The following is a 25,873-nucleotide window of genomic DNA, read 5'->3' on the forward strand; positions in this document are numbered from 1 at the left end:
TAATTGTGGTATTTTTTGTATAAATCATTCGTGTTCAGGAGAGGATTTCATGAAATGGAAGCGTAGCGAACGTCTTGTAGACATGACGCATTATTTATTGGAGCATCCACAGCAGTTGATCCCTCTAACGTTTTTCGCAGAATTGTATCAATCGGCCAAATCTTCTATTAGTGAGGATTTATCGATTGTTAAAGATACATTTGAGGAAAGAGGGATTGGCCTTCTTGTGACTGTTCCAGGAGCTGCTGGGGGAGTGAAATATATTCCTAAAATGCCAGAAGAGGCTGTTAAAGAAGTTATGCAAGAGCTCTTAAAAGAGTTAAGTCATTCAGATCGACTATTGCCAGGTGGATACTTATTTATGACAGATTTACTCGGTAATCCCGAATTAATGAATCGCGTCGGAAAAGTATTTGCTTCGGCATTTTGCGATAAAGAAATTGATGTTATTATGACAGTTGCAACAAAAGGTATTTCAATTGCCCATGCTATTGCGAGACATTTGAATGTACCTGTAGTTGTAGTACGTCGTGATAACAAGGTAACAGAAGGCTCCACTGTAAGTATTAACTATGTATCTGGATCGTCGCGTCGTATTCAAACGATGGTGCTATCAAAGCGTAGCATGCAAAGTGGCCAACGTGTACTTATTACAGACGACTTTATGAAAGTTGGCGGTACAATGAATGGCATGAAAAACTTGCTAGAAGAATTCGACTGTACACTAGCTGGCATCGCTGTGTTAGTAGAGGCAGAACATCTAGACGAGCGCTTAGTAGATGATTATTATTCACTTGTAAAATTAAAAGAAGTGAATGAAAAGGATCGTACAATTGCTTTAAGTGAGGGAAACTATTTTTAGAAGGGTGGAAATGAAAGATGGAAGTAGTAGCAACAAAAAATGCGCCAGCTGCAATTGGCCCATACGTACAAGGTATGATTTTAAATAATGTTTTTTATAGCTCAGGTCAAATTCCTTTAACACCAGCCGGAGAGTTTGTAGATGGTGACATCACTGAACAAACAAACCAAGTTTTTGAGAATCTAAAAGCAGTTCTTAAAGAAGCGGGCACTTCTTTAGAAAAAGTAGTTAAAACAACAGTATTTATCGCAGATATGAATGACTTCGTAGCGATGAATGAAGTTTATGCTGCACACTTCGGAGAGCATAAACCTGCTCGTACAACAGTAGAAGTTGCGCGTCTACCTAAAGATGCAAAAGTAGAAATTGAAGTCATTGCAGTAATTGACTAAGTAAAGAGTAGTTTTAAGAAACGATGAAATATAAAAAGACTATCAATGAGCTAGTAAGCTTATTGATAGTCTTTTTTTTGTCTATAATCATTTTGTTTGTAAAAATTGGACGTAATAGATATGTGAATTAAAGACAATTAGTAACTAATGTACAATAGGATTGTAAACATTCTAAATTTTTAAAAAATAAATAAGGAAAAAGAAGGAATCTATAAATTTACATAGAATAAAGTAGATAGAGTCATTTTGGCATCTTAGATGAGAGGTGGTGAGAGAATGGAAGTTACAGATGTAAGATTACGTCGTGTACAAACTGATGGACGTATGCGCGCCATTGCTTCCATCACACTTGACAACGAATTTGTAGTGCATGATATTCGAGTCATTGATGGTAACGCAGGGCTATTCGTAGCAATGCCTAGTAAGCGCACTCCAGACGGAGAATTTCGTGATATTGCACATCCGATTAATTCTGGAACTCGTACGAAGATTCAAGAAGCTGTACTTAAGGCTTATGAAGAGTCGAGTGATGAAGATGCGACGGTTTATGAAGAACACCAAGAAATTCAATAACCCGTAAATTTAGAGCCTATTCATATTGAATGGGCTCTTTTTTGTATATATCAAACCTTTTCGTTTGCTAGTTTAGTAAATAGAGGAGTGGGAATCTGAAACATACAAAGGTAAGAAATAATTGATAGATTTACATACTGGTAATATTACAAAATGGGAAATTATATGAAAGAGTTAGTATCAAAAATTCCTCGTTTTTGAGCTTTACACTTAATTTATTTCTTAGGCATATATATAAAGGAGTAAAGGGGACAGATTAGGAAAGTTTATTTGAATGTGGCTTTTTATTGGGAGGCTGTTAATTAAAAAGTTTGTTTTTACTTAAAAGTATAGCTACTGGAATTTTTTTATAAAAAAACAAAAGATTTTAATAATAAATTGTTTGTCATAGTTTTGTCAAGTGAGGAAGTCTTGAAAATTAACTAAATTTGCTTTATAGTCAAAAGAGAAAATCAGCTAAAATGGAGGACTTGCGAAATGACGAATGTTTATGCCGTTATACTGGCTGCTGGCCAAGGTACGCGTATGAAGTCCAAATTATATAAAGTTCTTCATCCGGTTTGTGGAAAACCAATGGTTGAACATGTAGTTGATCATATTCAAACATTAGATGTAGAACGTATAGTAACAATCGTAGGTTATGGTGCCGAAAAGGTAAAGGAACAACTTGGTGAAAAAAGTGAGTATGTATTACAAGCTGAACAGCTTGGTACTGCACATGCAGTTCAACAGGTGGAACCGATCCTTGGAGAATTAGAAGGCACAACGATTGTTATTTGTGGGGATACACCTTTAATTCGCCCCGAAACAATGAAAGCGTTGTTCGAGCATCATGAGTCAAATCATGCAAAAGCAACAATTTTAACTGCTATCGCTGAAGACCCTACTGGCTATGGTCGAATTCTTCGCTCTAAAGATCAACAGGTTGCTCAAATTGTTGAACAAAAAGATGCAACACCTGAACAACGACAAGTAAAAGAAATCAACACTGGCACATATTGCTTTGATAATAAAGCGTTATTTGCTGCGTTGAAACTTGTGAAAAATGATAATGCACAAGGTGAATACTATTTACCTGACGTCATTGAAATTTTACAAAAACAAGGTGAAGTAGTTGCAGCATATGTAACTGAAAACTTTGCTGAAACGCTTGGTGTTAACGACCGTATTGCTTTATCTCAAGCTGAAGAAACAATGCGTGCTAGAATTAACGAACAACATATGCGTAATGGGGTGACGATTATTAACCCTAATAACACATATATAAGTGTTGATGCACAAATTGGTCGAGACACAGTCATCCAACCTGGAGTTATCATTGAAGGTGCTTCTAGCATCGGAGAAGATTGCATCATTGGTCCAAATAGCCAAATTCAAAATAGTCGTATTGGAAATCGTACGACTGTCCATTCTTCTGTAATACGTGAAAGCGTCATCGGTGAGGATACAGCTGTTGGTCCATTTGCGCATATCCGTCCAGATTCTGATCTGGGCGATCATGTGAAAATTGGAAACTTCGTTGAAGTGAAGAAAACAAAGATAGATAATGGTAGTAAAGTGTCTCACCTATCGTACTTAGGAGATGCTGAAGTAGGTACTGAGGTCAATATAGGTTGCGGTACTATTACTGTCAATTATGATGGTAAAAACAAGTTTAAAACAGTGATTGAAGATAATGCTTTTGTGGGTTGTAACTCTAATTTAGTTGCACCCGTAACGGTAGGAAAAGGCTCATTTGTAGCAGCTGGCTCAACAATTACAAAAGACATACCCGCTGACGCACTAGCAATTGCACGTTCTAGACAAGAAAACAAAGATAATTATGTTACCAAACTAAAATTAAAATAATTAAAATTACCAGGAGGCCATCATGCCGTATCAATATGCCAACTCAAAGTTAAAAATCTTTTCATTAAACTCGAATATACCATTAGCTGAAGAAATTGCTAAAGAAGTAGGTGTCGAGCTAGGAAAATGCTCCGTTAAACATTTCAGTGACGGAGAAATTCAAATTAATATTGAGGAAAGTATTCGTGGTTGTGACGTATTTATCGTACAGTCTACTTCAGCTCCAGTAAACGAAAACTTAATGGAATTACTTATTATGGTTGATGCCGTGAAACGTGCTTCAGCGCGCACAGTAAACGTAGTATTACCTTACTATGGTTATGCTCGCCAAGATCGTAAAGCACGTGCACGTGAACCAATCACGGCTAAATTAGTGGCTAACTTACTAGAAACTGCAGGAGCTACTCGTGCAATCGTTCTTGACTTGCATGCTCCACAAATTCAAGGTTTCTTCGACATCTTAATGGATCACTTAATCGGTGTACCGCTATTATCTGATCATTTCAAAGCAAAAGGCTTCAAATCAGAAGACGTTGTTATCGTATCACCAGACCACGGTGGTGTAACACGTGCACGTAAAATGGCTGATCGCTTAAAAGCTCCAATAGCTATAATCGATAAACGTCGTCCACGTCCAAACGTTGCAGAAGTTATGAATATTGTTGGTAGTGTTGATGGTAAAGTTGCAATCTTAATCGATGATATTATTGATACGGCAGGTACAATTACAATTGGTGCTGACGCGTTAGTTAAAGCAGGCGCTAAAGAAGTTTACGCTTGCTGTACACACCCTGTATTATCAGGGCCAGCTATCGAGCGCATTGATAACTCTGTAATAAAAGAATTAGTGATTACAAACTCTATCCAATTACCGGATGAGAAAAAATCACCGAAAATTAAACAACTATCTGTTGCAACTTTATTAGCTGATGCAATTGTAAGAATCTACGAGAACAAATCAGTAAGTACTTTATTCGATTAATAATGGTAAATGTTTGAATTCCTAGCCAACAGGGTACATATATTAATGTGACTATGTTAACTAGGAAGGGAGACATGTATCTATATGAGTACTGTAGTTCATGCAAAAAAGCGTAAGGTTGAAAATCATTCTGCACTAACTGAACTTCGACAAAGAGGTTTTGTGCCAGCTGTGGTATATGGTTATAAAACAGAGGCAACTCCGATTACGATTAATGCAAGAGAGTATGAAAAAGCATTACGTTTAGATGGTAAAAACTCCATAGTAACATTAGAAATTGATGGTAAAAAATTAAATGCCGTATTAAATGAAGCTCAAAAATGTGCATTGAAGGGAACATTAGTTCACTTAGATTTTTTAGTGGTTAATATGTCTGATGCTTTAGAAGTAAGTGTACCAGTAAATCTAACTGGCGATTCAGTAGGAGTAAAAGAAGGCGGCATTCTCCAACAACCTAATCGTGAAGTAACAGTTAAGGTAAAACCATCAGATATTCCAGAATCAATAGAGGTTGATATTTCAACTTTAGAAATAGGTGACACTTTAGCTGTTGGTGATATTCGTAGCACGTCAACATTCGAAATTCTGGATACGGATGACTTTCTTCTTGTTACAGTATCTGCGCCTACAGTTGAGGTTGAGTCAACAGAAGTTGATGAAAAAGCAACTTCTGAAGAGATTATCGGTGCTAGATAAAATAAATTTCAAAAAAAGGGCTTACCATCTATAGATAACGATGGTAAGCCTTTTTCTTTACCCTTGCTACTATTTATTTGAAAAAATGTAGTCTTTAGGTCTTCTTCTTGTTGAGGGTAGGAACAACTTTTGCTATATTACGTCTAATGTAATGGTATTGACATGTTATTGTAATAATAGATGAAATGGTGTATCGTAAATGATTAAATTGTAGAAATGTGAGGTAAATAGGATGGAGAAAGTAAGAAAGCTTTGGAATCATACTGTAACGTATGTGGGTATGCGGACGATTTATTACTTGGCGATTCTCATTTTACTCGTTCTCTTATATGGTTTTCATGATATGAATGCCGGTCCATTCATATATACAGAATTTTAAAGTGAGGAGGGTTTACATTGAATATACTTTCGGCTATTCAAAATATAGCCTTAGATAATGAAGATTCTATCGCATTTCAGAATGGAGATGCGACATTAAGTTACGGAGATTTATGGAAACAGTCAGAATCATTAGCCACGTATTTAACCACATTAAATCTCCCGAATAAAGCACCTATTATAGTATATGGTCATATGGCACCCATGATGGTTAGCTCCTTTTTAGGAGTAGTAAAATCAGGTCACCCATATATTCCGGTAGATGTATCAATTCCAAAAGAACGCATTCAAAAAATTATAGAGTGCTCAGGTGCAGCTTTTCTCATTGAAACAGAGAATCTAGAAAGAGATTCACTTCAGCAGTCATCAATTCCGTATATGTCTGAAGGTCAATTAGCAAATATAGTTGCTGAACACTCCAATGGATCATCAACATCTACTTGGGTGAAAGAGAATGATAACTTTTATATTATTTATACTTCAGGTAGTACAGGAAATCCTAAAGGCGTTCAAATTTCAGCTCGAAATTTAGAGAGCTTTGTTAGTTGGATGCATGAAGATTTCCCGATAACAGAGGGCAAGGTATTTTTAAATCAAGCACCATTTTCATTTGATTTGTCGGTAATGGACCTTTATCCTGCACTAACGACAGGTGCTACATTATTCGCAATTACAAAAGAGATGATAGCAAACCCTAAGATTTTATTTGAGCAATTAGCACAGTCAAAAACAAATGTTTGGACATCTACGCCATCATTCGTACAAATGTGTTTAATGAATCCTGAATTTACTAGTGAGATGCTGCCATCATTAAATACGTTCCTGTTTTGTGGGGAAGTATTGCCGACAGAAGTTGCAAATAAGTTATTGAAATTGTTCCCGGACGCACGGATTTTCAATACATATGGACCAACAGAGGCAACAGTAGCAGTTTCAGCAATAGAAGTAACCGAAGAATTATTAAATGATCATATTTCTTTACCAATAGGTTATATAAAAGGTGATACTCAAATGCTTATTATAGATGAGGATGATCAAATATTACCTGATGGTGAAAAAGGTGAAATGATTATTGTTGGACCGAGTGTTAGTAAAGGATATTTAGGAGAAGAAACACTAACTGAAAAGGCCTTTTTTGAATATAAAGGACAACAAGCGTATCGAACAGGTGATGTTGGATATCAGAAAAAAGGATTACATTTTTATAGTGGGCGTGCAGATTTCCAAGTGAAAGTTCATGGCTATAGAATGGAAATCGAAGAGATCGAAAACAATTTATTGCAATGCCAGTATGTAGATTCATGTGTAGTTGTACCAGTTTATAAAAATGAAGCTATTGATTTTTTAGCAGCATATATCGTGCCTAAAGAACATTCTTTTGAAAAAGAATATCAATTATCGAGCGCTATAAAAAAAGAACTAGCAAAAAGTTTACCAGCATATATGATTCCGAGAAAATTTAATTATTGTGATCAGTTACCTATGACATCTAATGGTAAAATAAATCGAAAACAATTAATAGCTGAGGTTATGGTATGATTCCATATGGCTCGTTTATATTTTTCTTTTTAATTGGTATTCTTCTTTTACCTACTATCGTTCTTGGGTTATTAGGTAAATCATCAAAAATTTATAATATGCTTGTGTCTATTGTTGTATTGGCCGTCATCTTTGGTAATTCAAAGACCGGTGCAATATCTATTATTTTGTTTACGATTTTTCAAATTGTTTTAATTAAAGGTTACCATCATTATAGAAAAGAACGTAATAATACAGTTGTATTTTGTATGATGGTTATATTAGCGATATTACCATTAGTGCTTGTGAAAGTACTACCATTACTCGGTTTGAATCATGTATTTGGATTCCTGGGTGTTTCTTATATTACATTTAAGTCCGTACAGATAGTTATTGAAACACGAGACGGCATGATGAAGAAGCAGACACTACCGATCGGTGAGCTTATTTACTTCCTACTATTTTTCCCGACTGTATCATCAGGTCCAATTGATCGTTGGAGAAGATTTGAAAAGGATGTTAATAAGACCTTTTCAAAAGAGGAGTATAAAGAGCTTTTATATTTAGGGATTAATAGTATTTTCCGAGGGTTTTTATACAAATTTATTTTAGCATTTTTAATTTACAACAAAATTCTTGTTTACTTACCAGATCACGCAACATATATTCATTCTCCATTTTGGGCTAATGTAGCGTATATGTATACTTACAGCTTTTATCTATTTTTCGACTTTGCGGGTTACAGTGCCTTTGCTATAGGGGTCAGCTACTTGATGGGAGTTAAAACACCAGAAAACTTCAACATGCCATTCATTAGTAAAAATATTAAAGACTTTTGGAATCGTTGGCATATGAGTCTATCATTTTGGTTTAGAGACTATGTATATATGCGTTTTGTATTTTGGATGACGAAGAAAAAGTGGATTAAAAATCGCTATACAGTTTCTAATATTGGTTATTTCCTATTATTCTTCATCATGGGTGTTTGGCATGGATTAGAATGGCATTTTATTATTTATGGCTTGTACCAAGCAGCCCTAATCATTGGATATGACTTCTTCGATCGATGGAATCGAAAACATAAACTATGGCCGAAAAATAAATTTACACATGTTATATCCGTGTTTATAACATTTAACTTTATTTGCTTTGGATTTTATATTTTCTCTGGACAACTATTTAAATAATAAGGAGTTAGATTAAGATGGAAAAACAAAAAGTATATGAATTATTAGCAGAGGTATGTCAGGAAGATGTTGTTGTTGAACAACCTGATATCGATTTATTTGAAGAAGGTTTACTAGATTCGTTTGGTATCATTACGTTTCTAGTTGAAGTAGAAGAGAAGTTTGGTATTTCAGTTTCAATTACAGAGTTTACGCGCGAGGAGTGGAATACACCGAATCGTATCGCAGAGCAGTTAGCTGAGCGTGTATGAGAAAGTATGCCTTCTTACCGCTCTTCATTGCGGTAATTCTGTTTTTAATATTTTTATTTATACCGAATAAATGGCTTGGGTTTTTAATCTCAGATAAAGATGTAGAACATGCGAAAACAGCTCTGAATCCTCTAATGTTCCAAGGGGAGTATTTCCAAAATCGTTTACTACAAGAGCCGAACATGTTCCCGATATATGGATCGTCTGAGTTGAATCGCTTTGATCCGTTCCATCCATATAACTATTTTAAAGCGAATGATGAAGGCTTTACGACATATTTATATGGCCGTGGTGGTACACAATCGATTCATCATTTTTTGAACTTTGCTGCGCAAGAGGAAAATTTAAAAAATAAGAAATTAGTATTTATTATTTCACCGCAATGGTTTACAGAAACAGGCGTTGATGAGTTCCATTTCTCACCTAACTATTCAATGTTGCAGTCTTACGATTTAGCGTTAAATAATAAGATGGACCCTCAGTTGAAGAAAAAAGCTATGGAGCGTCTTTTGCAGTTTGATAGTGTACAAAGAGACTTTGTTTTATCAACAATTTATGAAAATGAAGTAACAGATGGTGCAAAATATCCGATAAAAGCAACTTTAGCAAAACCAGTGGCTTTAATAAATAAAAAGTTAATGGAGAAAAAAGATTTGTATTACTCCATCATGGCAAAGCCGCGTGAAAAATTGCATGCAAATCCAGAAATGGTTGCGGGAAAATCTTTTGAGCAGTTGACGAAGTATGCAGATGAATATGGTGGTCAGCGGATTACAACAAATAATTTATCTATTAACGATAAATATTATAAAAAGAAAATAGAGTTTAAGTTAGATGAACTTAAAGGCTTCCGTAAACACGAAAGCTATACAGAGTCGCCTGAGTATAAAGATTTTCAAATGGTCTTGGATGTATTAAAGGATACTGGTGCTAAGCCAATGTTCGTATCTATTCCTGTGAATGGGAAATGGTATGATTATGCAGGCTTCCCACAAGACCGTCGACAAGAATATTATGCGAAAATTAATAAGCAGGTGCAAAGTGCTGGTTTCCCGCTTGTTGACTTTACTGGTTACGAGTACGAGCCACATTTTATTAGTGATACAATTCATATTTCTTGGAAAGGTTGGGTATATCTCGACCGAGAAATGGCCGATTATTGGAAACAATAGTCGAATAGAGAAAATCGCTTTATCATTTTATGATAGAGCGATTTTTTTCTTAGGAAAAAGTCGAAAAACCACTAATAATTGCATTTTTTCATAATATCCAACGGTATGTGATAAAATAGCATGGATTAGGCAGAAAAGGAAGATGCTATTATGAAACTAATAATTGGTCTCGGCAATCCGGGCAAAACATATGAACATACACATCACAATGTCGGTTTTGATACCATCGACATATTAGCAGCTAAATGGGGCGTATCATTAAATCAATCAAAATTTAATGGTATGTACGGTACTATTCATCGTCCAGAAGGTAAAGTCATGCTATTGAAGCCGCTTACGTATATGAATATTTCTGGTGAATGTGTGGGTCCGATCATGGATTATTTTGATATCGATGTAGAGGATATCATTGTTATTTATGATGATTTAGATTTGGATAAAGGAAAATTACGTTTGCGTCAAAAAGGCAGTGCGGGCGGTCATAACGGTATAAAATCATTAATCCAGCATTTAGGTACTCAAAACTTTAACCGTATTCGTATTGGTATTAGCCGCCCACCTGCTGGTATGAAGGTTTCGGATTATGTTCTTGCAAGATTTTCGAAGGAAGACCAGCCTGTAATGCAAGATGCTTTTGAAAAAGCGGCGGATGCTTGTGAGTATGCACTGAACAAGCCGTTTATAGATGTTATGAATCAATTTAATTAATGAATGAGCATAAATTGCTATGTGACTGTCTATACTTTTTATAAAGGAGGGCATGTTGCATATGGCAATTCATTATCGCTGTCGGCACTGTGAAACTGAGGTTGGGCTACTGCCTTTCGATTCAGAGGAAAGTGTCCGCAAGTTACATCAATTAAATGAAGAAGAGGCAGAACAATACATTCATAAAGACCATAATGGAGATACAACGGTCGATTGTATTTGTGAACACTGTGAAGAATCTTTAAAACAATTTCCAGACTATTACGCGTTAAAAAAATGGCTACAATAACGAAAGATGCTTTGGCGCGCTATGCGTCCAAGGCCTTTTTCTGTATAGGAATGAAAAGAAATATGAAATAGATAGACTATTTACTCGTAAAATATAGATAGAGCAAATAGTTTCATTATATTTTTTGAAGGAAGGAGGGCTTCATTTGGAGATATTACGTAAATTGTTCTCTCAAGATATGCATATAACAAAATTATTGGAAGATTTGCAGCAAAATAATGGTCCTCAGTTAATTACGGGCCTTTCTGGGAGTGCGCGTCCAGCTTTTTTAGATACGATTTATGGGGCGATAGAAAAACCGGTGTATATCATCTCGCCAAATCTATTGCAAGCGCAGAAAATGTATGATGATTTAGTGAAGTTAATGGGTGAGGAGCTTGTGCATTATTATCCAGCTGATGAATTTATTGCAGCTGATATGTCGATAGCAAGTCCTGAGTTAAGAGCGCAACGAATTGAAACAATTGACCATATGTTACATGAACAAAAGGGAATTTACATTATTCCAGTAGCAGGTCTACGTAAAATGATGTCTCCAAAAGAGCAATGGCTTGATTTACGTCTTCAAACGGCAATTGGTGACGATGTCGATGTAGAAGCTTGGTTGAATCAGCTTATTGTAATGGGCTATACACGTGGTCAGATGGTGACAACACCAGGAGAATTTGCATTACGTGGTGGTATTTTAGATATTTATCCACCTTATATGGAAGTGCCAGTGCGTATTGAATTGTTTGATACAGAAGTAGATTCAATCCGGACATTTTCAGCTGATGATCAGCGTTCAATTGATAAACTACAAGATGTACGAATTCTGCCTGCGACAGAATTCGTTTTAACGCAAGCCGATAGAGTAATACTGGCTGGAAAACTAGAGAATGCGTTGGCAGAAAGTTTACGTAAAGTGAAAGCGCAAGATGTTAAAGAAGCACTCTATCAAAATATCCAAGCAGATATTGAAATGCTAAAGCAAGGTAACTTACCTGATTACGCCAATAAGTATGGCTCGCTTTTATATGATAAGCCATCTTATTTAGGCGATTATTTTGCCCAAAATGCTCTCGTTGTATTTGATGAATTAGGCAGAGTTCAAGAAGTAATGGATGCGTGGGAGAAAGAAGAGAAAGAATGGTTCTTGAGCCTTCTAGAGGAAGGGAAAATGGTGCATGCCGTGAAACCTTCATATTCACTAAAAGAAATTTTAGCGATGCTAAAACAACCGAAGCTATTCTTTGCCCTATTTACGCGTGCATTTTCTGGTGTGCAGTTTAAGAAAACTACAAGTTTTTCATGCAAACCAATGCAACATTTCCATGCACAAATACCTTTATTGAAAAATGAGATGGAGCGATGGGAGCAAGGGAAATTTACGGTGCTCTTTGTGGCGGAAGGTAAAGATCGTCTACGAAAAATGCAAACAGTGCTGGATGATTACGATATTCATATACAACTGGGGGAACCGAATGGAGCGGGTGTTTATGCAATTGAAGGTGCATTGACAGCTGGCTTTGAACTCCCGTTACAGCGTTTAGCGATTGTTACGGAAGAGGAACTCTTTAAACAAAAGCAAAAAAAGAAATCGCGCCCTAAAAAAATGACAAATGCCGAGCGTATAAAAAGTTATACAGAAATCAAACCAGGAGATTATGTCGTTCATATTCACCATGGTATTGGGAAATATATCGGTATCGAAACTTTAGAAGTAAAAGGGTCACATAAAGATTATTTGCACGTCCGCTACCGAGCAGATGATAAACTATTCGTACCAGTCGATCAAATTGATTTAATCCAAAAATATGTTGCTTCTGAAGACCGTGAACCGAAGCTACATAAACTAGGTGGAGCAGAGTGGAAACGTGCGAAAAGTAAAGTTTCATCTGCGGTACAAGATATTGCCGATGATTTAATCAAACTATATGCAAAACGTGAAGCTGAAAAAGGTTTTGCCTTTACTCCAGATGGCGATGAACAACGCACCTTTGAAGCGGCATTTCCATATGAGGAGACGGAAGATCAATTACGTTCTATTCGTGAAGTCAAACACGATATGGAACGTGAGCGCCCAATGGATAGACTTGTCTGTGGTGATGTTGGTTATGGTAAAACTGAGGTTGCCATTCGTGCAGCCTTTAAAGCAATTATGGATGGGAAGCAAGTAGCTTTCCTTGTACCTACAACCATTTTAGCTCAGCAACATTATGAAACGATGGTAGAACGTTTCCAAGAGCAGGCAGTTTCTATTGGTTTACTTAGTCGCTTCCGTACAAAAAAACAGCAAGCAGAAACACTAAAAGGATTAAAAGACGGCACGATAGATGTTGTTGTGGGTACGCATCGTCTCTTATCTAAAGATGTGGTGTATCGTGACTTAGGATTACTCGTAGTCGATGAAGAACAACGATTTGGTGTGACGCATAAAGAAAAGATCAAACAATTAAAAACGAACGTTGATGTATTAACGTTAACAGCAACACCAATACCTCGTACATTGCATATGTCGATGGTTGGTGTTCGTGATTTATCTGTTATAGAAACACCACCTGCAAATCGCTTCCCAGTCCAAACGTATGTCATGGAGCATAGTGGTGCGCTGGTGCGTGAAGCTATTGAGCGTGAAATGTCACGCGGTGGGCAAACGTTTTATTTATATAATCGTGTTGAAGATATGGCGAAAAAGGTGCAAGAGATTCAAGAGCTCGTACCTGAAGCGCGTGTTGGCTTTGCACATGGCCAAATGACTGAGTCTGAGCTAGAATCTGTTATTCTTGGATTTTTGGATGGAGATTATGATGTGTTAGTCACGACGACAATTATTGAAACAGGTATGGATATTCCTAATGTGAATACATTAATTGTACACAATGCGGATCGTATGGGTTTATCACAGCTTTATCAATTACGAGGACGTGTTGGGCGTTCCAATCGAGTAGCCTACGCTTATTTCATGTATCAACGTGATAAAGTACTGACAGAGGTAGCTGAGCAACGTTTGCAAGCGATCAAAGAATTTACTGAACTTGGCTCTGGATTTAAAATTGCCATGCGTGATTTATCAATTCGGGGTGCAGGAAATTTACTTGGGTCTCAACAACACGGCTTTATCGATTCTGTCGGATTTGACTTGTACTCACAAATGCTTGAAGAAGCAATAGAAGAACGACGTAGTGGTACGAAAAAAGAAGATATACCTGAAATTGAAATAATTTTACCGTATGACGCATACATTCCAGATCAATTTATTCCAGATGGCTATCAAAAAATTCAAATGTATAAACGTGTAAAAGCGATGGAAAATGAAAATGACTATCTTGAAATCATTGATGAATTGCAAGATCGATTTGGTGATATACCTTTTGAAACCGAACGTTTATTACGTATTGCGCGAATGAAAGTTTGGGCGAAAGAAGCAGGGGTCACTTCAATTAAGGAAACGAATAAAGTGATTACTATTCAAATTTCAGAGCAGGGTACAGCGAATATAGATGGCGCGAAAGTTGTCTCAGAATCATTGAAGTTCGGGCGGGCTGTGGGCTTCCGGATGGATGGGCAACAGCTATTACTTACAATAGATGAACGCAAAACGGATAAACAATTACCGTTTGATATTTTAGAAGAAATTATGAAACTTTTGCCGACTGCAAAAAGGGAAGAATCTGCACCTGTTGCAGAGTAATACCCTTTTTGCATAGATTCCCCATTTGTGAACCATACTAGGACAAGTATAACTATATTTTGTCGAAAGTGAGGCAACACGAATGAAAGCAACTGGCATTGTACGACGTATTGATGATTTAGGGCGCGTCGTTATCCCAAAAGAAATAAGAAGGACTTTACGCATTCGTGAAGGCGACCCGTTAGAAATTTTCACGGATCGCGAAGGGGAAGTTATTTTAAAGAAATATTCACCTATTAGCGAATTGAGTGACTTTGCTACTTCGTATGTAGAAACGTTATATGAAACGTTGGGTACTGCTGCTTTAATTAGTGATCGAGATGAAATGATTGCTGTAGCAGGTGTATCAAAGAAGGATTATGTTAATAGACAACTATCGTCATTTGCTGAAGAAAGTATTATGCAACGATCCATTCTTGTAGAGAAGCATGAAAGCTCTGTAGAGTTAGTTCCAGGTCAAGTTGAGCAAATAAAATCTTACTGTGTGGCACCAATTATCGTGTCAGGTGACCCAATTGGCGCTGTTTATATATTGTCAAAGGTACACTTTATTGGCGACTCGGAGCAAAAAGTAGCTGAAACTGCAGCTCACTTTCTTGCGAAGCAAATGCTTGATTAACATGAAAAAAGTCTTCCTCGCAAAAGCGAGGAAGACTTTTTTATTTTATCGTTTTAATATTAGGAGGATGTATATTTGTTGAAAAATTAAGCAACTTCATTAAATCATTGGTATTTGATTCATTATGAATAGGGGCCTGTTTTGTGGTATCTTCCCGCATTTCGGAAATTAATATTTTAGTGCCATCTTCTTTGACGAGATACTGGCGTACATAACCATTTTCTTTTTCAGTTATAACTTGATTTTTTTTGGATTTTGATTTTAATGCAGCATAGATATATGAGCTTTGTAGTATATGTGGCTGATTAAATTTCGCCGCGTTATGAAATGTTTTGATATTCGTGACATTCATCTTCAAAGTAATCTCTCCTCTATACTCTTTAATTAAGGATTTTATCGGATTCTTTTACTGAAATTGAACTAAAAGTCACTTATTTATAATCCATTACTATATAAAGAAATGATTCTCTAATAAGTATAGTCCTTGGGATATACGTTAACCTGCTTTTTATGGATATGCATCAATATGCTATACTGATGACATTTAGATTATTATGGATTTTAGTGAACGATGTATAGGAATGAGGATTTGAAATGCCTGAGAAGTGGGGAATGAAGGTATATGTGAAGGGAGTCGCGTTATTAACGCTTGCTGCTCTTTTTGTCAAAGTACTGAGCATGTTGTACCGAGTCCCTTTCCAAAATTTAGTGGGGGACCAGGGGTTTTATATTTATCAACAAGTGTATCCATTTGTAGCAATTTTCGTTGTTTGGACCTCGAGTGGTTTTGCTGTCGCTATTTCTAAAATTCTTGCTGAGGCTGAAGAGCGTGATGAAGAATGGCGTAAAGAATTATTACGAGTGGTATTTTATTATTTAAGTTTCTTATCCATCCTTTTCTTCGTAATTTTATTTGGTGGCGCTGATCTATTCGCAAAATGGATGGGAGATCCGGAATTGGCTTCCCTTTTACGTACAGGAGCGTTTGTTACGTTATGTATGCCAGCAATTGCTGTTTATAAAGGGTTCTTCCAAGCGCGCGGTATGATGACTCCAGTTGCCTATGCACAAGTGGTAGAACAAACTGTACGTGTCCTTGTAATCTTAGGTGGCACATGGCTTGTGATGACGACAACCTCTTCCCTTTATCAAGCTGGACAAATGGCTATGGCAGGCACTGTTGTTGGTGAATTGGCAGGTATTATTTTATTGTGGATATATTATAAAAAGGTTAAGCAGAGGGACAAAATAGTTGTAAGGAAAAAGATATCCATATTTCCTGTAGTAAGGGAATTGACAGTTTTAAGTATTACGGTCAGCATGAGTGGACTTTTACTATTGTTTTTTCAACTAGTTGATTCATTTACTGTTTTTGAAACTCTTACGAAGAGTGGCGTACCAACCATTGAGGCAATGGAAACGAAGGGGATTTATGATAGAGGGCAGCCACTTGTACAAGTAGGACTTGTCATCGCGACATCGCTATCCCTTGCCATTGTACCTCTTGTTGCTCATACATCAAAAAAGGACAATGGGCGAAGAACTGAACGGTTTATTCAACTGACCTATCGCACATCCTTGTTATTTGGTTTTGCTGCGACGCTTGGTTTAATGCTTGTTATGCCTTATGTAAATGAGATGCTATTTGAAACACGTGAATTATCTAACGTACTAATAGTATTTGTGGCGCAAATTATATGGCTGTCGCTTATTTTAACATTAACAGCTATGCTTCAAGGGTTAGGGAAATTAAAAATACCGACTTTAATATTAATAGTGGGCTTTATAGTTAAAGTGATTTGTAATGAGTTGTTTATTATAAGATGGGGTATCATAGGCGCGGTGTATGCTAGTAATTTAGGTTTAATATGTTCAGCTATTGGGTTGATCTATTATTTTAAAAAAATTAGACCAATTCGCTTCGCACCTTCACGTTTTTATATATGCACGGGATTTGCTTCAGTCGTCATGATAGCTTTTGTGGTGTTTTGGAGTTATTTTGCTGAGCAGATGCTCTTTGCATCTTTATCTTCCCGATTGAATGCTGCGTTGACTGGTAGTTCAGCAGCGTTGATAGGAGCCTTTGTCTTTTTGACAATCATTGCAAAGTATAGAGTTCTAACAAGTAGGGATTGGTTTTTACTACCGTTCGGGCGCAGAATGGCTAGTTATCAATTATGGCTTCAAAGAAAGAAATAAGGATAGGTGGAAAAATTATGCATCAATTAACAATAATCGGTCTCGGAGCTAGTGACTTTGAGCAATTACAAATAGGTGTTTATCGCAAGCTACAGCAGGCTAAGAAAATATATGTACGAACGATAGACCACCCAGTATTAAATGAGTTAGCAACTGAAGGGGTCGAATTTGAAAGCTTTGATCATGTTTATGAAAAGCACGATGATTTTCGACCAGTTTATGAAGAAATTGTAGCAACTCTTTTAAGTTACGTGGAGAAAGAAGATATAATGTACGCAGTACCTGGACATCCACTCGTAGCAGAGTTAACTGTTCAACTTTTAATCGAAGCTGAAAAAGAAGGGAAAGTAAAACTGAATATTGAGGGAGGTCAAAGTTTCCTAGATCCAATCTTTGGCGCATTACGTATCGACCCAATCGATGGCTTCCAACTGGTAGATGGAACAACTTTCTCAGCACATGAAGTGAATATGAAGCAACATCTATTAATTGCACAAGTGTATGATACTTTTAGTGCTTCAGAAGTAAAACTGACTTTGATGGAAAAATACAGTGAGGATTATCCAGTTACAATTGTTACTGCAGCAGGCTCAAAAGATGAAAAGCTACGTACAGTTCCTTTATACGAATTGGACCGTGCAGCCGAAATTGATAACTTAACAACTGTCTACGTACCTCCAGTAACGAATCGTGATGAAGCCCTTCGTGAATGGTCGACTTTCCGTGAGATTATTTCAACATTACGTGGCCCTAATGGTTGTCCTTGGGATCAACAGCAAACGCACGAAAGTTTGAAAAGATATATGCTAGAGGAAGTGCATGAGTTCTTACAAACGATCGATGAGCAAGATGATGAGCATTTGATTGAAGAACTTGGCGACGTTCTACTACAAGTATTTTTACACGCACAAATCGGTGAAGATGAAGGATTCTTCAACCTTGAAGATATATTAGAAGCTATAAGCACAAAGATGATTCGTCGACATCCTCACGTATTTAGTGATGCTACTGTAGATAGTGTGGAAGAAGTAAATGCTAACTGGGAGAAAATTAAAAGTAAAGAAAATGTTAATGGTGAGATATCGGAACCTTTATTGAAGGGTGAGTACCGCGCAACATCTTCCCTACAAACGTCTTATAACTATCAAAGACGAGCGGCAAAAGTTGGATTTGAGTGGCCTTCGGCAGATGGTGTGTGGGAAAAATTCTCCGAAGAATGGAAGGAATTCCGAGCTGAGGTAACGAATGGAACGAATGAAACACGTCTCGATGAATTTGGCGATGTGCTATTTACATTAGTGAATATCGCACGTGTCTATAAAATTTCAGCTGAAGATGCCATGCTCCATGCTAACAGAAAATTTGCTAGTCGCTTTGGGTATGTTGAAGCTCAAGTAATGGCTGGAAAAAAGGATTTTAAAGCGTATACGTTTGAAGAGCTAGATGCCTTTTGGAACGAGGCAAAATTACAGGGAGGGAATAAAATATGAGATTAGATAAATTTTTGAAAGTATCGCGTTTGATTAAGCGTCGTACATTAGCAAAAGAGGTTGCTGATCAAGGTCGTATTACAATTAATGGTAAGGTAGTGAAGGCAAGTACTGCTGTAAAAGCAGGTGATGAGCTCGCAATCCGCTTCGGTCAAAAAGTAGTAACAGCGCGTGTTGAAGAGTTGAAAGATACAGTGAAAAAAGAAGACGCTGCAAGAATGTTTACTATTTTAAAAGAAGAAAAATTAGAGAAGATTGAACCGCAATTTATCGATGATGAGAACTAGCTGGTTTTGAGAGAAGATGTTGCTTATAGAGAAGAGTATATTAAGCATTGATCTATGTTTTATTTGAATGATCTTATATGAGGTTGCCCTGAAAATTAGTATGCGCTAAATTTTAGGACAACCTTTTTAATTACAATTCCAAGCTAATTCTTCAAAGTATCACTGACCAGTAAATATGATAGGGTAGAAGTTACAAATTATTAATGGATAAGAATATCTTATATAAGGATCCATAGAAATGAGCAGCTATATGCAGTAATGCATCATTATAGGGATTTCTTCTATCTATGTGAAGAGTGAATGTTGTAAGTTCTAACGTTAAAATTGTATAGAAGTACCTGCAAATCGGTAAGGAAAAACTATCTATAAACAAATTTCTGAATGGAAATTAGCAGTTTTATCATAAAGGGTTTGTCCGCAGCATATAGTTTAAAGACAGGACAAGGGAGGGGAATCATTGACGTTACAGCCGGATAATGCAACGTACACAATTCCAACAGGGGATCATTTGCTAACGGTCAGAAATCGCAAACGAATGGATGTCACTTCGGTGAAATCAATCGAGCGCTTTGATCAAGAAGAGTTTTTAGTGCACACTTCGCAAGGACATTTACTCATCAGAGGTGAGGAATTACGTATTGTCCATTTGGATGTAGATAAGGGTTTATTGACACTTGAAGGAACAGTGAAGACGCTACAGTATGATGACGAAGACAACGGCTTGTCTAAAAGCTTCCTTCATAAAATATTTGGATGACCTTAACAGCGCAATTTCTCAGCCTTCTCGTCATGATTGCTAGTGGAATTGTAGGAGCAGCATGTATAGACCTTGTACGTACGATTAAATATTATGCACCGCCGCGGTCATTCAGAAGAAAAGGCTATATTGCGTTAGAGTTGATAACTTGGCTTATACTCGGTATAGCTAGTTTTTATTTACTATTTAAAGTGCGAGCTGGTGAATGGCGTATTGTTGATCCAATAGCACAGCTCGCAGGTTTTTATTGTTATCAATTATACTTCCAATCGGTATTTCGCTTTGGAGGTCGTCTAATATACATCATTTTGCTTAGGCCATTATGGTTGATTTTTAATTTTTTCGTTTCGATCATAAGGTGGATAATCCGCGCCCTAATGCGTGTTGTAAGGCTCCTGCTGTTACCATTTAGGCCATTGGTTAAAAAAACTAAACAGTTAAGACTTAAAAAAAAAGGGTAAATTCGCTATAATGGAGAATACACATACAATAACAACTAAGAAGCTAGAAGTATTATTAATTGGGGAGGGATAACGAGGATGAATAATCGTAACAAAAAAGCTAGTGGGGAAAATTCAGTTGCTGCCATTCGTCGAGAATACATCGAGTCCATAGAACGGCAGGAAAAGAAAAAAAGAGCCATGAAAATACGTCTTTATCGAAGACTGGCGCTTTTCGCAATCGCGTTTGTTCTCGTTATGGGGTCCCTAATATTTACATTAATAAATCAAAAGAAGACGCTCGCTATTAAAGAACAAAAAAAAATCGAGCTAACCCAAAAACTTTCAGACGCCCAAGACCAACAAGAGGAATTGGAAATTCAAATTTCGAAGCTAAATGACGATAATTATATCGCCAAACTAGCACGTAAAGAACTTTTCCTTTCTGAAAAAGGTGAAATCATTTTCTCAATTCCAGAAAATACTGAAAAAGATGAGAAAAATGGGAAATCGAAAGAGTAGTCTTATTGACACTCTTTTTTTGTTGGCTATAATTAGAAGTGAGAATCTAACCTTTTTTTAAGATTCATAAATTGATTACATGACTTACAAAGTCGCTTTATTTAATAAGGAGGAGCATTTTTTTTATGTCAATTGAAGTAGGCAGCAAGGTACAAGGTAAGATAACAGGTATCACAAATTTTGGAGCATTCGTAGAGCTGCCAAATGGCTCAACAGGTCTGGTGCACATTAGTGAGGTTGCAGACAATTATGTAAAAGACATCAACGAACATTTGAAAGTTGGAGAAATGGTTGAGGTTAAAGTAATGAATGTCGAAGCGGATGGCAAAATTGGTTTGTCTATTCGAAAAGCAAAACCTCAAGCAGAACGACCAGAGCGTCCTCAGCGCCCACGTCATAATAATCGTTCAAATGATCGCAATGATAATCGTCATCAACCGAAGGAAAATTTTGAACAGAAAATGGCACGTTTCTTAAAAGACAGTGAAGATCGTCTTGCAACATTAAAACGCGCTACAGAATCTAAACGTGGTGGCCGTGGCGCAAGAAGAGGGTAACTTGCTGGCTATTTTAATCGTAGAAAAAGTGTGAAATAGATTTTTGAGCAATCCAAGTACTTCGTGGATTGCTTTTTTATTGTTTATACCTGACGAATTGTACTATTAAATGCAATACGAACAAACTAAAATTCGCCAATAACGACACCTCTGCAGATGATTTGCCACTTATATTTATATATCGTACTTAATTTGACAAACAAAAAAGCAACTTTCTTATGATAAGAAAGTTGCTTATTATGATGACCCCTACGGGATTCGAACCCGTGTTACCGCCGTGAAAGGGCGGTGTCTTAACCGCTTGACCAAGGGGCCAAAAAAATATTGGCACAGATGGCCTAAATGAAAAAAATTATGGCGGCAGAGGGGATCGAACCCCCGACCTCACGGGTATGAACCGTACGCTCTAGCCAGCTGAGCTACGCCGCCGTTCTAAACAACATAATAAATAATACAAGATAAAGTATGTAAGTGTCAAGCTGTTTTATGAAAATATTTTCTTAAAAAAAGCAATTTCTCGTCGAAAAGTTTTTTTTCATGAAAACACAAAAAGACAAACTTTCTGGAATATTCAGTCTATAATGATGGCAATGTTCAGGAGGAGGTTGTTTTATGAAGATGTGGCATGAAGGAATAGCGCAAAATCAAGCAATTAAGAATACATGGGCAAGTGTAGCTAAGAGAAAATACCGAATATGGCTATCTGTTTTGTTTTTATTTTGTTCCTTTTACTTATCTCAAGCCGTGTTATTTGAAGCAACGGTACCATTCTTCCTACCAATTGCAGCAATTGCATTTACTAGATATCCAAGGTGGATGAGTTGGACATTAGTAGGGGGATTATGTGGAAGTCTTACATTAGGTTTCGGGCAAACAACAATTCATGTATTGGAATTGTTGTTTTTATTACTCCTTTTAAAAACCCCTTTTAAACGATTGCCACTTCCTGTAATAGTCGGATTTAGTATTTTGACGGTTCAAATAGTTTGGCAATATATTTCGTACAGTGGGCATCCTCCAATTCTTGTATGGCTATACGTCGGATATGAAGGTGTACTAGCTATCTTTATGACACTTTTTTTGGGTCTCATTTTCTTACCGATGCATCAGTTAATGACGGCCAAATGGTCTTTTGAGCGACTCGGTGCAGCATTGATCGTAGGCGCTGTGGTATTAACGGCTATGGATGGTGTTGTACTTAGCTTCTTATCAGTATCGCGTATTGCCATGCATTTACTCATACTTGTATCAGCATTAGTTGGTGGTGTCACATTAGCGACGGCTGTTGCAGTACTAACCGGTATGATACTTAGTTTATCTCAATTATCTTTTAGTGGAATGATGGCGGTTTACGCGGTAACAGGGTTATTTGCAGGAGTTTGTAAAAATGTTGGTAGGTTTTGGATTGCCACAGGTGGCATAATGGCTAGCGTCTTTTTTGCATTGTATGATGCGACACTACCACTTGATTACACATTTTTTATGTCTATTGCATTTGCTACATTACTATTTTTTATCTTCCCACAGAAATGGGTTTTGTATTGGCAAAATCAACTATATCCAAATAGGGATGAAGTACTTTTAGAAAGGCAGAAGTGGTTAACGGAAAGGCTCAATACAAAGCTTGAAGATTTTCATCACTTCGTAGATTTTATGAAAGAGCTTGTACATGACCGTTTTGGGAATGTGAATAAACATGTAGCGGAAGAGAGGCAAGAGCAGCCGCTCGCAGTTTGCCAATCTTGTTTTAAGTATGACAAGTGTTGGAGCAATAGTAAAAGTGAGATGCCAGACCTAACGCAGAGATGGCTTGATGCAAGTGCTACTGCAAATGCAGCTACAAGGCTACAGCTTGATGAGAAGATTCGTTATAAATGTGTGAAGTCCGCTCCATTTTTGTCAGCGCTTGAGGAAAAAGTTTCGAAAAAACAACTTAGTGGTCAGTTTTACCACGGCCGTAAGATGATTGCTTTGCAATTGAGAGATATGTGTCAGCATATCGATATGGTGATGAATGATATGACGGGAGAAGCAGTGTCTTTTCAACATAAAGAGGACGAGCTATCAGAAGAGCTAAAGCTTGCTGGTATCGAACATTTTCAAGTAGATATTTTATCAAATGAGGCAGGTAATCGAAAAATTGTTTGCTGTTTACCAGAGAAAAAGGCTATGTGGGAAACAGATCAAACATTAGCAGAACGCTTAGTATTACCTATTCTACAAAGTGTGTTTAATGAGCCGTTTGAAATCGCGCGAACTGCTATGAAGGACAGTCCGTATCCACATTTACAGATGACCTTCCAATCTTCGGTTCGTTTCCATATGTCTTATGATGTATATACGTCTTCGAAGCAGAATACGATTTACTCTGGTGATTCACACGCCGTTTTTCCACTTCATCAAGGGCTTACGGCCGTTATGTTATCAGACGGAATGGGACATAGTAAAAAGGCGCATCAGGAGAGCAGACGTCTCATTCGATTAATGCGTGAATGCATGCATCATCAAATGGCACCCGAAACAGCGATGCATACATTGCATTATGTCATGTCTTTGAAAAATGATAGTGATATGTACGCGACAATGGATTTTGCGCTTGTTGATTTACAAGTAGGAACCTTATGGTCTTGGAAAGCAGGAAGTATGGCAACTTATTTAGTACGAGGGGAAAAGTGTATTCGACTAGAGAGTAAGAGTGAGCCAGTAGGATTTTTAACATCCTTTTCAGTAGAAGCAGATCAAGTGTCGCTAAAGGCAGGAGATATTATTTTTATGTGTACTGATGGTCTGTTCTTTGAAAATAAGCCTTGGGAAGAGCAAGAAAGTAAACTGATTCGCCATTTACGCGAGCTAGAGAATTGTCCAGCTGAGGAAATGTGTGCATCTATTGTTCGTGCGTTTCGAGGTCCGGATGTACCGAATGATGATTGTACACTCGTCGCAATCCGCATTGAACACAAAATATCGAATTGGTCTTTATTTAAACCATCTTCGGCGGCTATTTCTGAGCAAAGAATGGTAAGATAGTGAATGAGGTGAGAAGATGGAACAACTCGAACAAAAAGCTTATCAATACATGAAACAGTATCATTTATGTAATGAAGGTGACCGTCTTCTCGTAGCTTGTTCGGGAGGTGCTGATTCAATGGCACTTCTGCATTTTTTGTATAAAGAGAAAGACCGTCTGGGTGTCTCTGTTGCAGCAATTCATGTGAATCATATGTTGCGTGGGGAAGATGCTGAGGGGGATCGTCGATTTGTTGAAGCTTTTTGCCAAGAACGAGAGATTCCTGTTTATGCTATTGACATACCTATTCCTGAAATTTTACAACATGAGAAAGGGAATCTACAGGCTATATGCCGTAGAGAGCGTTATAATTATTTCGAGAAAATCATGTTAGAAAGTTCAAGTACGCATCTTGTTGTTGCTCATCATGCAGATGATCAAGTAGAAAGTGTCATAATGGCGCTTACAAGAGGCACAAGTGCTTCTGGTCTAACGGGTATTAAAAGAGAGCGTCCATTTGCAAACGGGCATCTAATACGTCCATTTTTAGCAGTCACAAAGAATGACATTCATACTTATTTACAACGAAATGAACAGGCTTATCGAGAAGATTCTAGTAACAAAAAGGATTCTTATACACGTAATCGAATTCGCCATCATGTTGTGCCGTTATTAGAAGGTGAAAATCCACGTGTTGCTGATGCAGTTCGTCAGTATACCGAGAAGGCACAAGCAGATGAAGATTTATTGCAAAGTTTAGCGCACGATGCTTTTCATGAAGTTGTGGCTAAAATAGATGAAGATTCATGGAGAATTTGCATAAAAGCATTCCAAAATAAGCCACTCGCTTTACAAAGAAGAATCATTCTACTACTATTAAAATATCTATATAAAGATACAACCATTGTACAAAGTTATACACTGTGGAACTCTATTCTCGAACAGACTTCATCGACGGCTGGAAATGCAATTTTGCATTTACCAAAAGGTGTTGTAGCAATTCGTCAATATGATGAGCTAATTATCAAGAAAAAACAAATTTTAAGTGTAGAAAAGTCGCCTTTAATGGTTACGCTTAATGCATGGACGAATTTGACGAACAATTTGCGTGTATACATAGGAAAGCTATCTGATGAAAGGCCATCTGATACTACCCCGTCCGCAAAGACGTATTTTTTTCAAATTGAACTGCTGTCATTGCCGTTATATGTCCGAACGAGAATGAATGGAGACCGCATCAATTTACTTGGTTTGAATCAGCATAAGCGCATATCTCGTATTTTTATTGACGAGAAGGTACCAATGGCACTTAGAGATGAATGGCCAGTTATTGTTACGCAAGAAGATGAGGTCATTGCACTTCCTGGTCTTCGTATAGGTAATTGTTTTTCTTATTGCGAACGATCTACTGATGATGCGTTCTTCATCGTAGATCAACAAACTTTGTAGTGTCTATATACAATCAA

25 protein-coding genes and 2 tRNA genes are annotated in these 25,873 nt (G+C 37.1%); 24 read left to right on the top strand and 3 right to left on the bottom strand.

Translation table 11 applies throughout. From position 1 onward, the window contains the following. Positions 1-49: 49 nt before the first annotated feature. The 15 genes from purR (at position 50) to spoVT (ending at position 15,148) form a co-directional block, all read left to right on the top strand. Positions 50-862: a pur operon repressor gene (gene purR / locus MHH85_RS20365; RefSeq protein WP_038179243.1), complete on the top strand. Its 813-nt coding sequence runs from the start codon at positions 50-52 to the stop codon at positions 860-862. Positions 863-879: 17 nt separating this feature from the next. Continuing rightward, entirely contained in the window at positions 880-1,254 is a 375-nt protein-coding gene (locus tag MHH85_RS20370; RefSeq protein ID WP_053418379.1) for a RidA family protein, read from the top strand. Between the two features lie 276 nt (positions 1,255-1,530). Beyond that, positions 1,531-1,827, top strand: a complete 297-nt coding sequence (gene spoVG, locus MHH85_RS20375; RefSeq protein WP_053418378.1) for a septation regulator SpoVG — start codon at positions 1,531-1,533, stop codon at positions 1,825-1,827. A gap of 477 nt (positions 1,828-2,304) precedes the next feature. Continuing rightward, a complete protein-coding gene (gene glmU, locus MHH85_RS20380) occupies positions 2,305-3,675 on the top strand; it encodes a bifunctional UDP-N-acetylglucosamine diphosphorylase/glucosamine-1-phosphate N-acetyltransferase GlmU (RefSeq protein WP_340708329.1) in 1,371 nt (456 codons plus the stop codon). Between the two features lie 22 nt (positions 3,676-3,697). Beyond that, a complete protein-coding gene (locus tag MHH85_RS20385; protein ID WP_038179251.1) occupies positions 3,698-4,657 on the top strand; it encodes a ribose-phosphate diphosphokinase in 960 nt (319 codons plus the stop codon). An 84-nt stretch (positions 4,658-4,741) separates the two neighbouring features. Continuing rightward, positions 4,742-5,353 carry a 50S ribosomal protein L25/general stress protein Ctc gene (locus tag MHH85_RS20390; RefSeq protein WP_340708330.1) on the top strand — a complete coding sequence of 204 codons (612 nt, stop codon included), beginning with the start codon at positions 4,742-4,744 and terminating at the stop codon, positions 5,351-5,353. Positions 5,354-5,585: 232 nt separating this feature from the next. Further along, complete coding sequence (locus MHH85_RS20395; protein WP_083446292.1) at positions 5,586-5,732, top strand: teichoic acid D-Ala incorporation-associated protein DltX; 147 nt, start codon at positions 5,586-5,588, stop codon at positions 5,730-5,732. Positions 5,733-5,749: 17 nt separating this feature from the next. Beyond that, entirely contained in the window at positions 5,750-7,270 is a 1,521-nt protein-coding gene (dltA, locus tag MHH85_RS20400; protein WP_340708331.1) for a D-alanine--poly(phosphoribitol) ligase subunit DltA, read from the top strand. Beyond that, a complete protein-coding gene (gene dltB, locus MHH85_RS20405) occupies positions 7,267-8,436 on the top strand; it encodes a D-alanyl-lipoteichoic acid biosynthesis protein DltB (RefSeq protein WP_340708332.1) in 1,170 nt (389 codons plus the stop codon). The genes dltA and dltB overlap by 4 nt, the downstream gene beginning before the upstream one ends. A 17-nt stretch (positions 8,437-8,453) precedes the next feature. After that, entirely contained in the window at positions 8,454-8,687 is a 234-nt protein-coding gene (dltC, locus tag MHH85_RS20410; protein WP_038179260.1) for a D-alanine--poly(phosphoribitol) ligase subunit 2, read from the top strand. Continuing rightward, positions 8,684-9,859, top strand: a complete 1,176-nt coding sequence (gene dltD, locus MHH85_RS20415; protein ID WP_340708333.1) for a D-alanyl-lipoteichoic acid biosynthesis protein DltD — start codon at positions 8,684-8,686, stop codon at positions 9,857-9,859. Before dltC ends, dltD begins: the two co-directional genes overlap by 4 nt. 150 nt (positions 9,860-10,009) lie before the next feature. Then, positions 10,010-10,567 (top strand): aminoacyl-tRNA hydrolase, encoded by a 558-nt coding sequence (gene pth / locus MHH85_RS20420; RefSeq protein WP_053418372.1) that lies wholly within the window; start codon positions 10,010-10,012, stop codon positions 10,565-10,567. 61 nt (positions 10,568-10,628) lie between these two features. Further along, positions 10,629-10,856 (top strand): anti-sigma-F factor Fin family protein, encoded by a 228-nt coding sequence (locus tag MHH85_RS20425; protein WP_053418371.1) that lies wholly within the window; start codon positions 10,629-10,631, stop codon positions 10,854-10,856. A 145-nt stretch (positions 10,857-11,001) separates the two neighbouring features. Next, a complete protein-coding gene (gene mfd / locus MHH85_RS20430) occupies positions 11,002-14,529 on the top strand; it encodes a transcription-repair coupling factor (protein WP_340708334.1) in 3,528 nt (1,175 codons plus the stop codon). An 82-nt stretch (positions 14,530-14,611) separates the two neighbouring features. Continuing rightward, positions 14,612-15,148, top strand: a complete 537-nt coding sequence (gene spoVT, locus MHH85_RS20435; RefSeq protein WP_038179271.1) for a stage V sporulation protein T — start codon at positions 14,612-14,614, stop codon at positions 15,146-15,148. Positions 15,149-15,188: 40 nt separating this feature from the next. On the opposite strand, the gene MHH85_RS20440 is transcribed toward spoVT, so the two are convergent. Continuing rightward, positions 15,189-15,506 (bottom strand): hypothetical protein, encoded by a 318-nt coding sequence (locus MHH85_RS20440; protein ID WP_193737853.1) that lies wholly within the window; start codon positions 15,504-15,506, stop codon positions 15,189-15,191. 236 nt (positions 15,507-15,742) lie between these two features. Between MHH85_RS20440 and MHH85_RS20445 the strand changes: the two genes are divergently transcribed. The 7 genes from MHH85_RS20445 to MHH85_RS20470 all read left to right on the top strand — a co-directional run bounded on the left by MHH85_RS20445 (position 15,743) and on the right by MHH85_RS20470 (position 21,400). Beyond that, the gene (locus MHH85_RS20445; protein WP_340708335.1) at positions 15,743-17,347 is read left to right on the top strand and encodes a putative polysaccharide biosynthesis protein; all 1,605 of its coding nucleotides are present in this window, start codon (positions 15,743-15,745) and stop codon (positions 17,345-17,347) included. Positions 17,348-17,364: 17 nt separating this feature from the next. Continuing rightward, positions 17,365-18,837 carry a nucleoside triphosphate pyrophosphohydrolase gene (gene mazG, locus MHH85_RS20450; protein WP_340708336.1) on the top strand — a complete coding sequence of 491 codons (1,473 nt, stop codon included), beginning with the start codon at positions 17,365-17,367 and terminating at the stop codon, positions 18,835-18,837. Continuing rightward, the gene (locus tag MHH85_RS20455) at positions 18,834-19,124 is read left to right on the top strand and encodes an RNA-binding S4 domain-containing protein (RefSeq protein WP_053418366.1); all 291 of its coding nucleotides are present in this window, start codon (positions 18,834-18,836) and stop codon (positions 19,122-19,124) included. The genes mazG and MHH85_RS20455 overlap by 4 nt, the downstream gene beginning before the upstream one ends. A gap of 457 nt (positions 19,125-19,581) precedes the next feature. Further along, complete coding sequence (yabP, locus tag MHH85_RS20460) at positions 19,582-19,881, top strand: sporulation protein YabP (protein WP_038179281.1); 300 nt, start codon at positions 19,582-19,584, stop codon at positions 19,879-19,881. Beyond that, a complete protein-coding gene (gene yabQ, locus MHH85_RS22335) occupies positions 19,878-20,342 on the top strand; it encodes a spore cortex biosynthesis protein YabQ (protein ID WP_193737850.1) in 465 nt (154 codons plus the stop codon). The genes yabP and yabQ overlap by 4 nt, the downstream gene beginning before the upstream one ends. 78 nt (positions 20,343-20,420) lie before the next feature. Further along, entirely contained in the window at positions 20,421-20,843 is a 423-nt protein-coding gene (locus tag MHH85_RS20465) for an FtsB family cell division protein (protein WP_340708337.1), read from the top strand. 125 nt (positions 20,844-20,968) lie between these two features. Further along, a complete protein-coding gene (locus MHH85_RS20470) occupies positions 20,969-21,400 on the top strand; it encodes a S1 domain-containing RNA-binding protein (protein WP_193737848.1) in 432 nt (143 codons plus the stop codon). Between the two features lie 243 nt (positions 21,401-21,643). On the opposite strand, the gene MHH85_RS20475 is transcribed toward MHH85_RS20470, so the two are convergent. After that, positions 21,644-21,715: transfer RNA gene (locus MHH85_RS20475), tRNA-Glu, on the bottom strand. A gap of 40 nt (positions 21,716-21,755) precedes the next feature. Then, positions 21,756-21,829, bottom strand: a tRNA-Met gene (locus MHH85_RS20480). Positions 21,830-22,012: 183 nt separating this feature from the next. On the opposite strand from MHH85_RS20480, the gene MHH85_RS20485 reads away from it, so the two are divergent. Next, complete coding sequence (locus MHH85_RS20485; protein ID WP_193737847.1) at positions 22,013-24,427, top strand: SpoIIE family protein phosphatase; 2,415 nt, start codon at positions 22,013-22,015, stop codon at positions 24,425-24,427. A gap of 16 nt (positions 24,428-24,443) precedes the next feature. Further along, on the top strand, positions 24,444-25,856 hold the full coding sequence (tilS, locus tag MHH85_RS20490) for a tRNA lysidine(34) synthetase TilS (RefSeq protein ID WP_340708338.1): 1,413 nt from the start codon (positions 24,444-24,446) through the stop codon (positions 25,854-25,856). Positions 25,857-25,873: the final 17 nt, after the last annotated feature.

The sequence above is a fragment of the Viridibacillus sp. FSL E2-0187 genome (assembly GCF_038006425.1).
Lineage (GTDB): Bacteria > Bacillota > Bacilli > Bacillales_A > Planococcaceae > Viridibacillus > Viridibacillus arvi.

Coding starts and splice junctions, on each gene's coding strand:
- MHH85_RS20485 (WP_193737847.1), top strand. CDS start 22,013: ATGAAGATGTGGCATGAAGGAATAGCGCAAAATCAAGCAATTAAGAAT.
- mazG (WP_340708336.1), top strand. CDS start 17,365: ATGCATCAATTAACAATAATCGGTCTCGGAGCTAGTGACTTTGAGCAA.
- purR (WP_038179243.1), top strand. CDS start 50: ATGAAATGGAAGCGTAGCGAACGTCTTGTAGACATGACGCATTATTTA.
- MHH85_RS20425 (WP_053418371.1), top strand. CDS start 10,629: ATGGCAATTCATTATCGCTGTCGGCACTGTGAAACTGAGGTTGGGCTA.
- MHH85_RS20455 (WP_053418366.1), top strand. CDS start 18,834: ATGAGATTAGATAAATTTTTGAAAGTATCGCGTTTGATTAAGCGTCGT.
- glmU (WP_340708329.1), top strand. CDS start 2,305: ATGACGAATGTTTATGCCGTTATACTGGCTGCTGGCCAAGGTACGCGT.
- MHH85_RS20395 (WP_083446292.1), top strand. CDS start 5,586: ATGGAGAAAGTAAGAAAGCTTTGGAATCATACTGTAACGTATGTGGGT.
- MHH85_RS20470 (WP_193737848.1), top strand. CDS start 20,969: ATGTCAATTGAAGTAGGCAGCAAGGTACAAGGTAAGATAACAGGTATC.
- tilS (WP_340708338.1), top strand. CDS start 24,444: ATGGAACAACTCGAACAAAAAGCTTATCAATACATGAAACAGTATCAT.
- MHH85_RS20445 (WP_340708335.1), top strand. CDS start 15,743: ATGCCTGAGAAGTGGGGAATGAAGGTATATGTGAAGGGAGTCGCGTTA.
- MHH85_RS20370 (WP_053418379.1), top strand. CDS start 880: ATGGAAGTAGTAGCAACAAAAAATGCGCCAGCTGCAATTGGCCCATAC.
- dltB (WP_340708332.1), top strand. CDS start 7,267: ATGATTCCATATGGCTCGTTTATATTTTTCTTTTTAATTGGTATTCTT.
- spoVG (WP_053418378.1), top strand. CDS start 1,531: ATGGAAGTTACAGATGTAAGATTACGTCGTGTACAAACTGATGGACGT.
- MHH85_RS20385 (WP_038179251.1), top strand. CDS start 3,698: ATGCCGTATCAATATGCCAACTCAAAGTTAAAAATCTTTTCATTAAAC.
- MHH85_RS20390 (WP_340708330.1), top strand. CDS start 4,742: ATGAGTACTGTAGTTCATGCAAAAAAGCGTAAGGTTGAAAATCATTCT.
- spoVT (WP_038179271.1), top strand. CDS start 14,612: ATGAAAGCAACTGGCATTGTACGACGTATTGATGATTTAGGGCGCGTC.
- dltD (WP_340708333.1), top strand. CDS start 8,684: ATGAGAAAGTATGCCTTCTTACCGCTCTTCATTGCGGTAATTCTGTTT.
- yabQ (WP_193737850.1), top strand. CDS start 19,878: ATGACCTTAACAGCGCAATTTCTCAGCCTTCTCGTCATGATTGCTAGT.
- MHH85_RS20465 (WP_340708337.1), top strand. CDS start 20,421: ATGAATAATCGTAACAAAAAAGCTAGTGGGGAAAATTCAGTTGCTGCC.
- dltC (WP_038179260.1), top strand. CDS start 8,454: ATGGAAAAACAAAAAGTATATGAATTATTAGCAGAGGTATGTCAGGAA.
- pth (WP_053418372.1), top strand. CDS start 10,010: ATGAAACTAATAATTGGTCTCGGCAATCCGGGCAAAACATATGAACAT.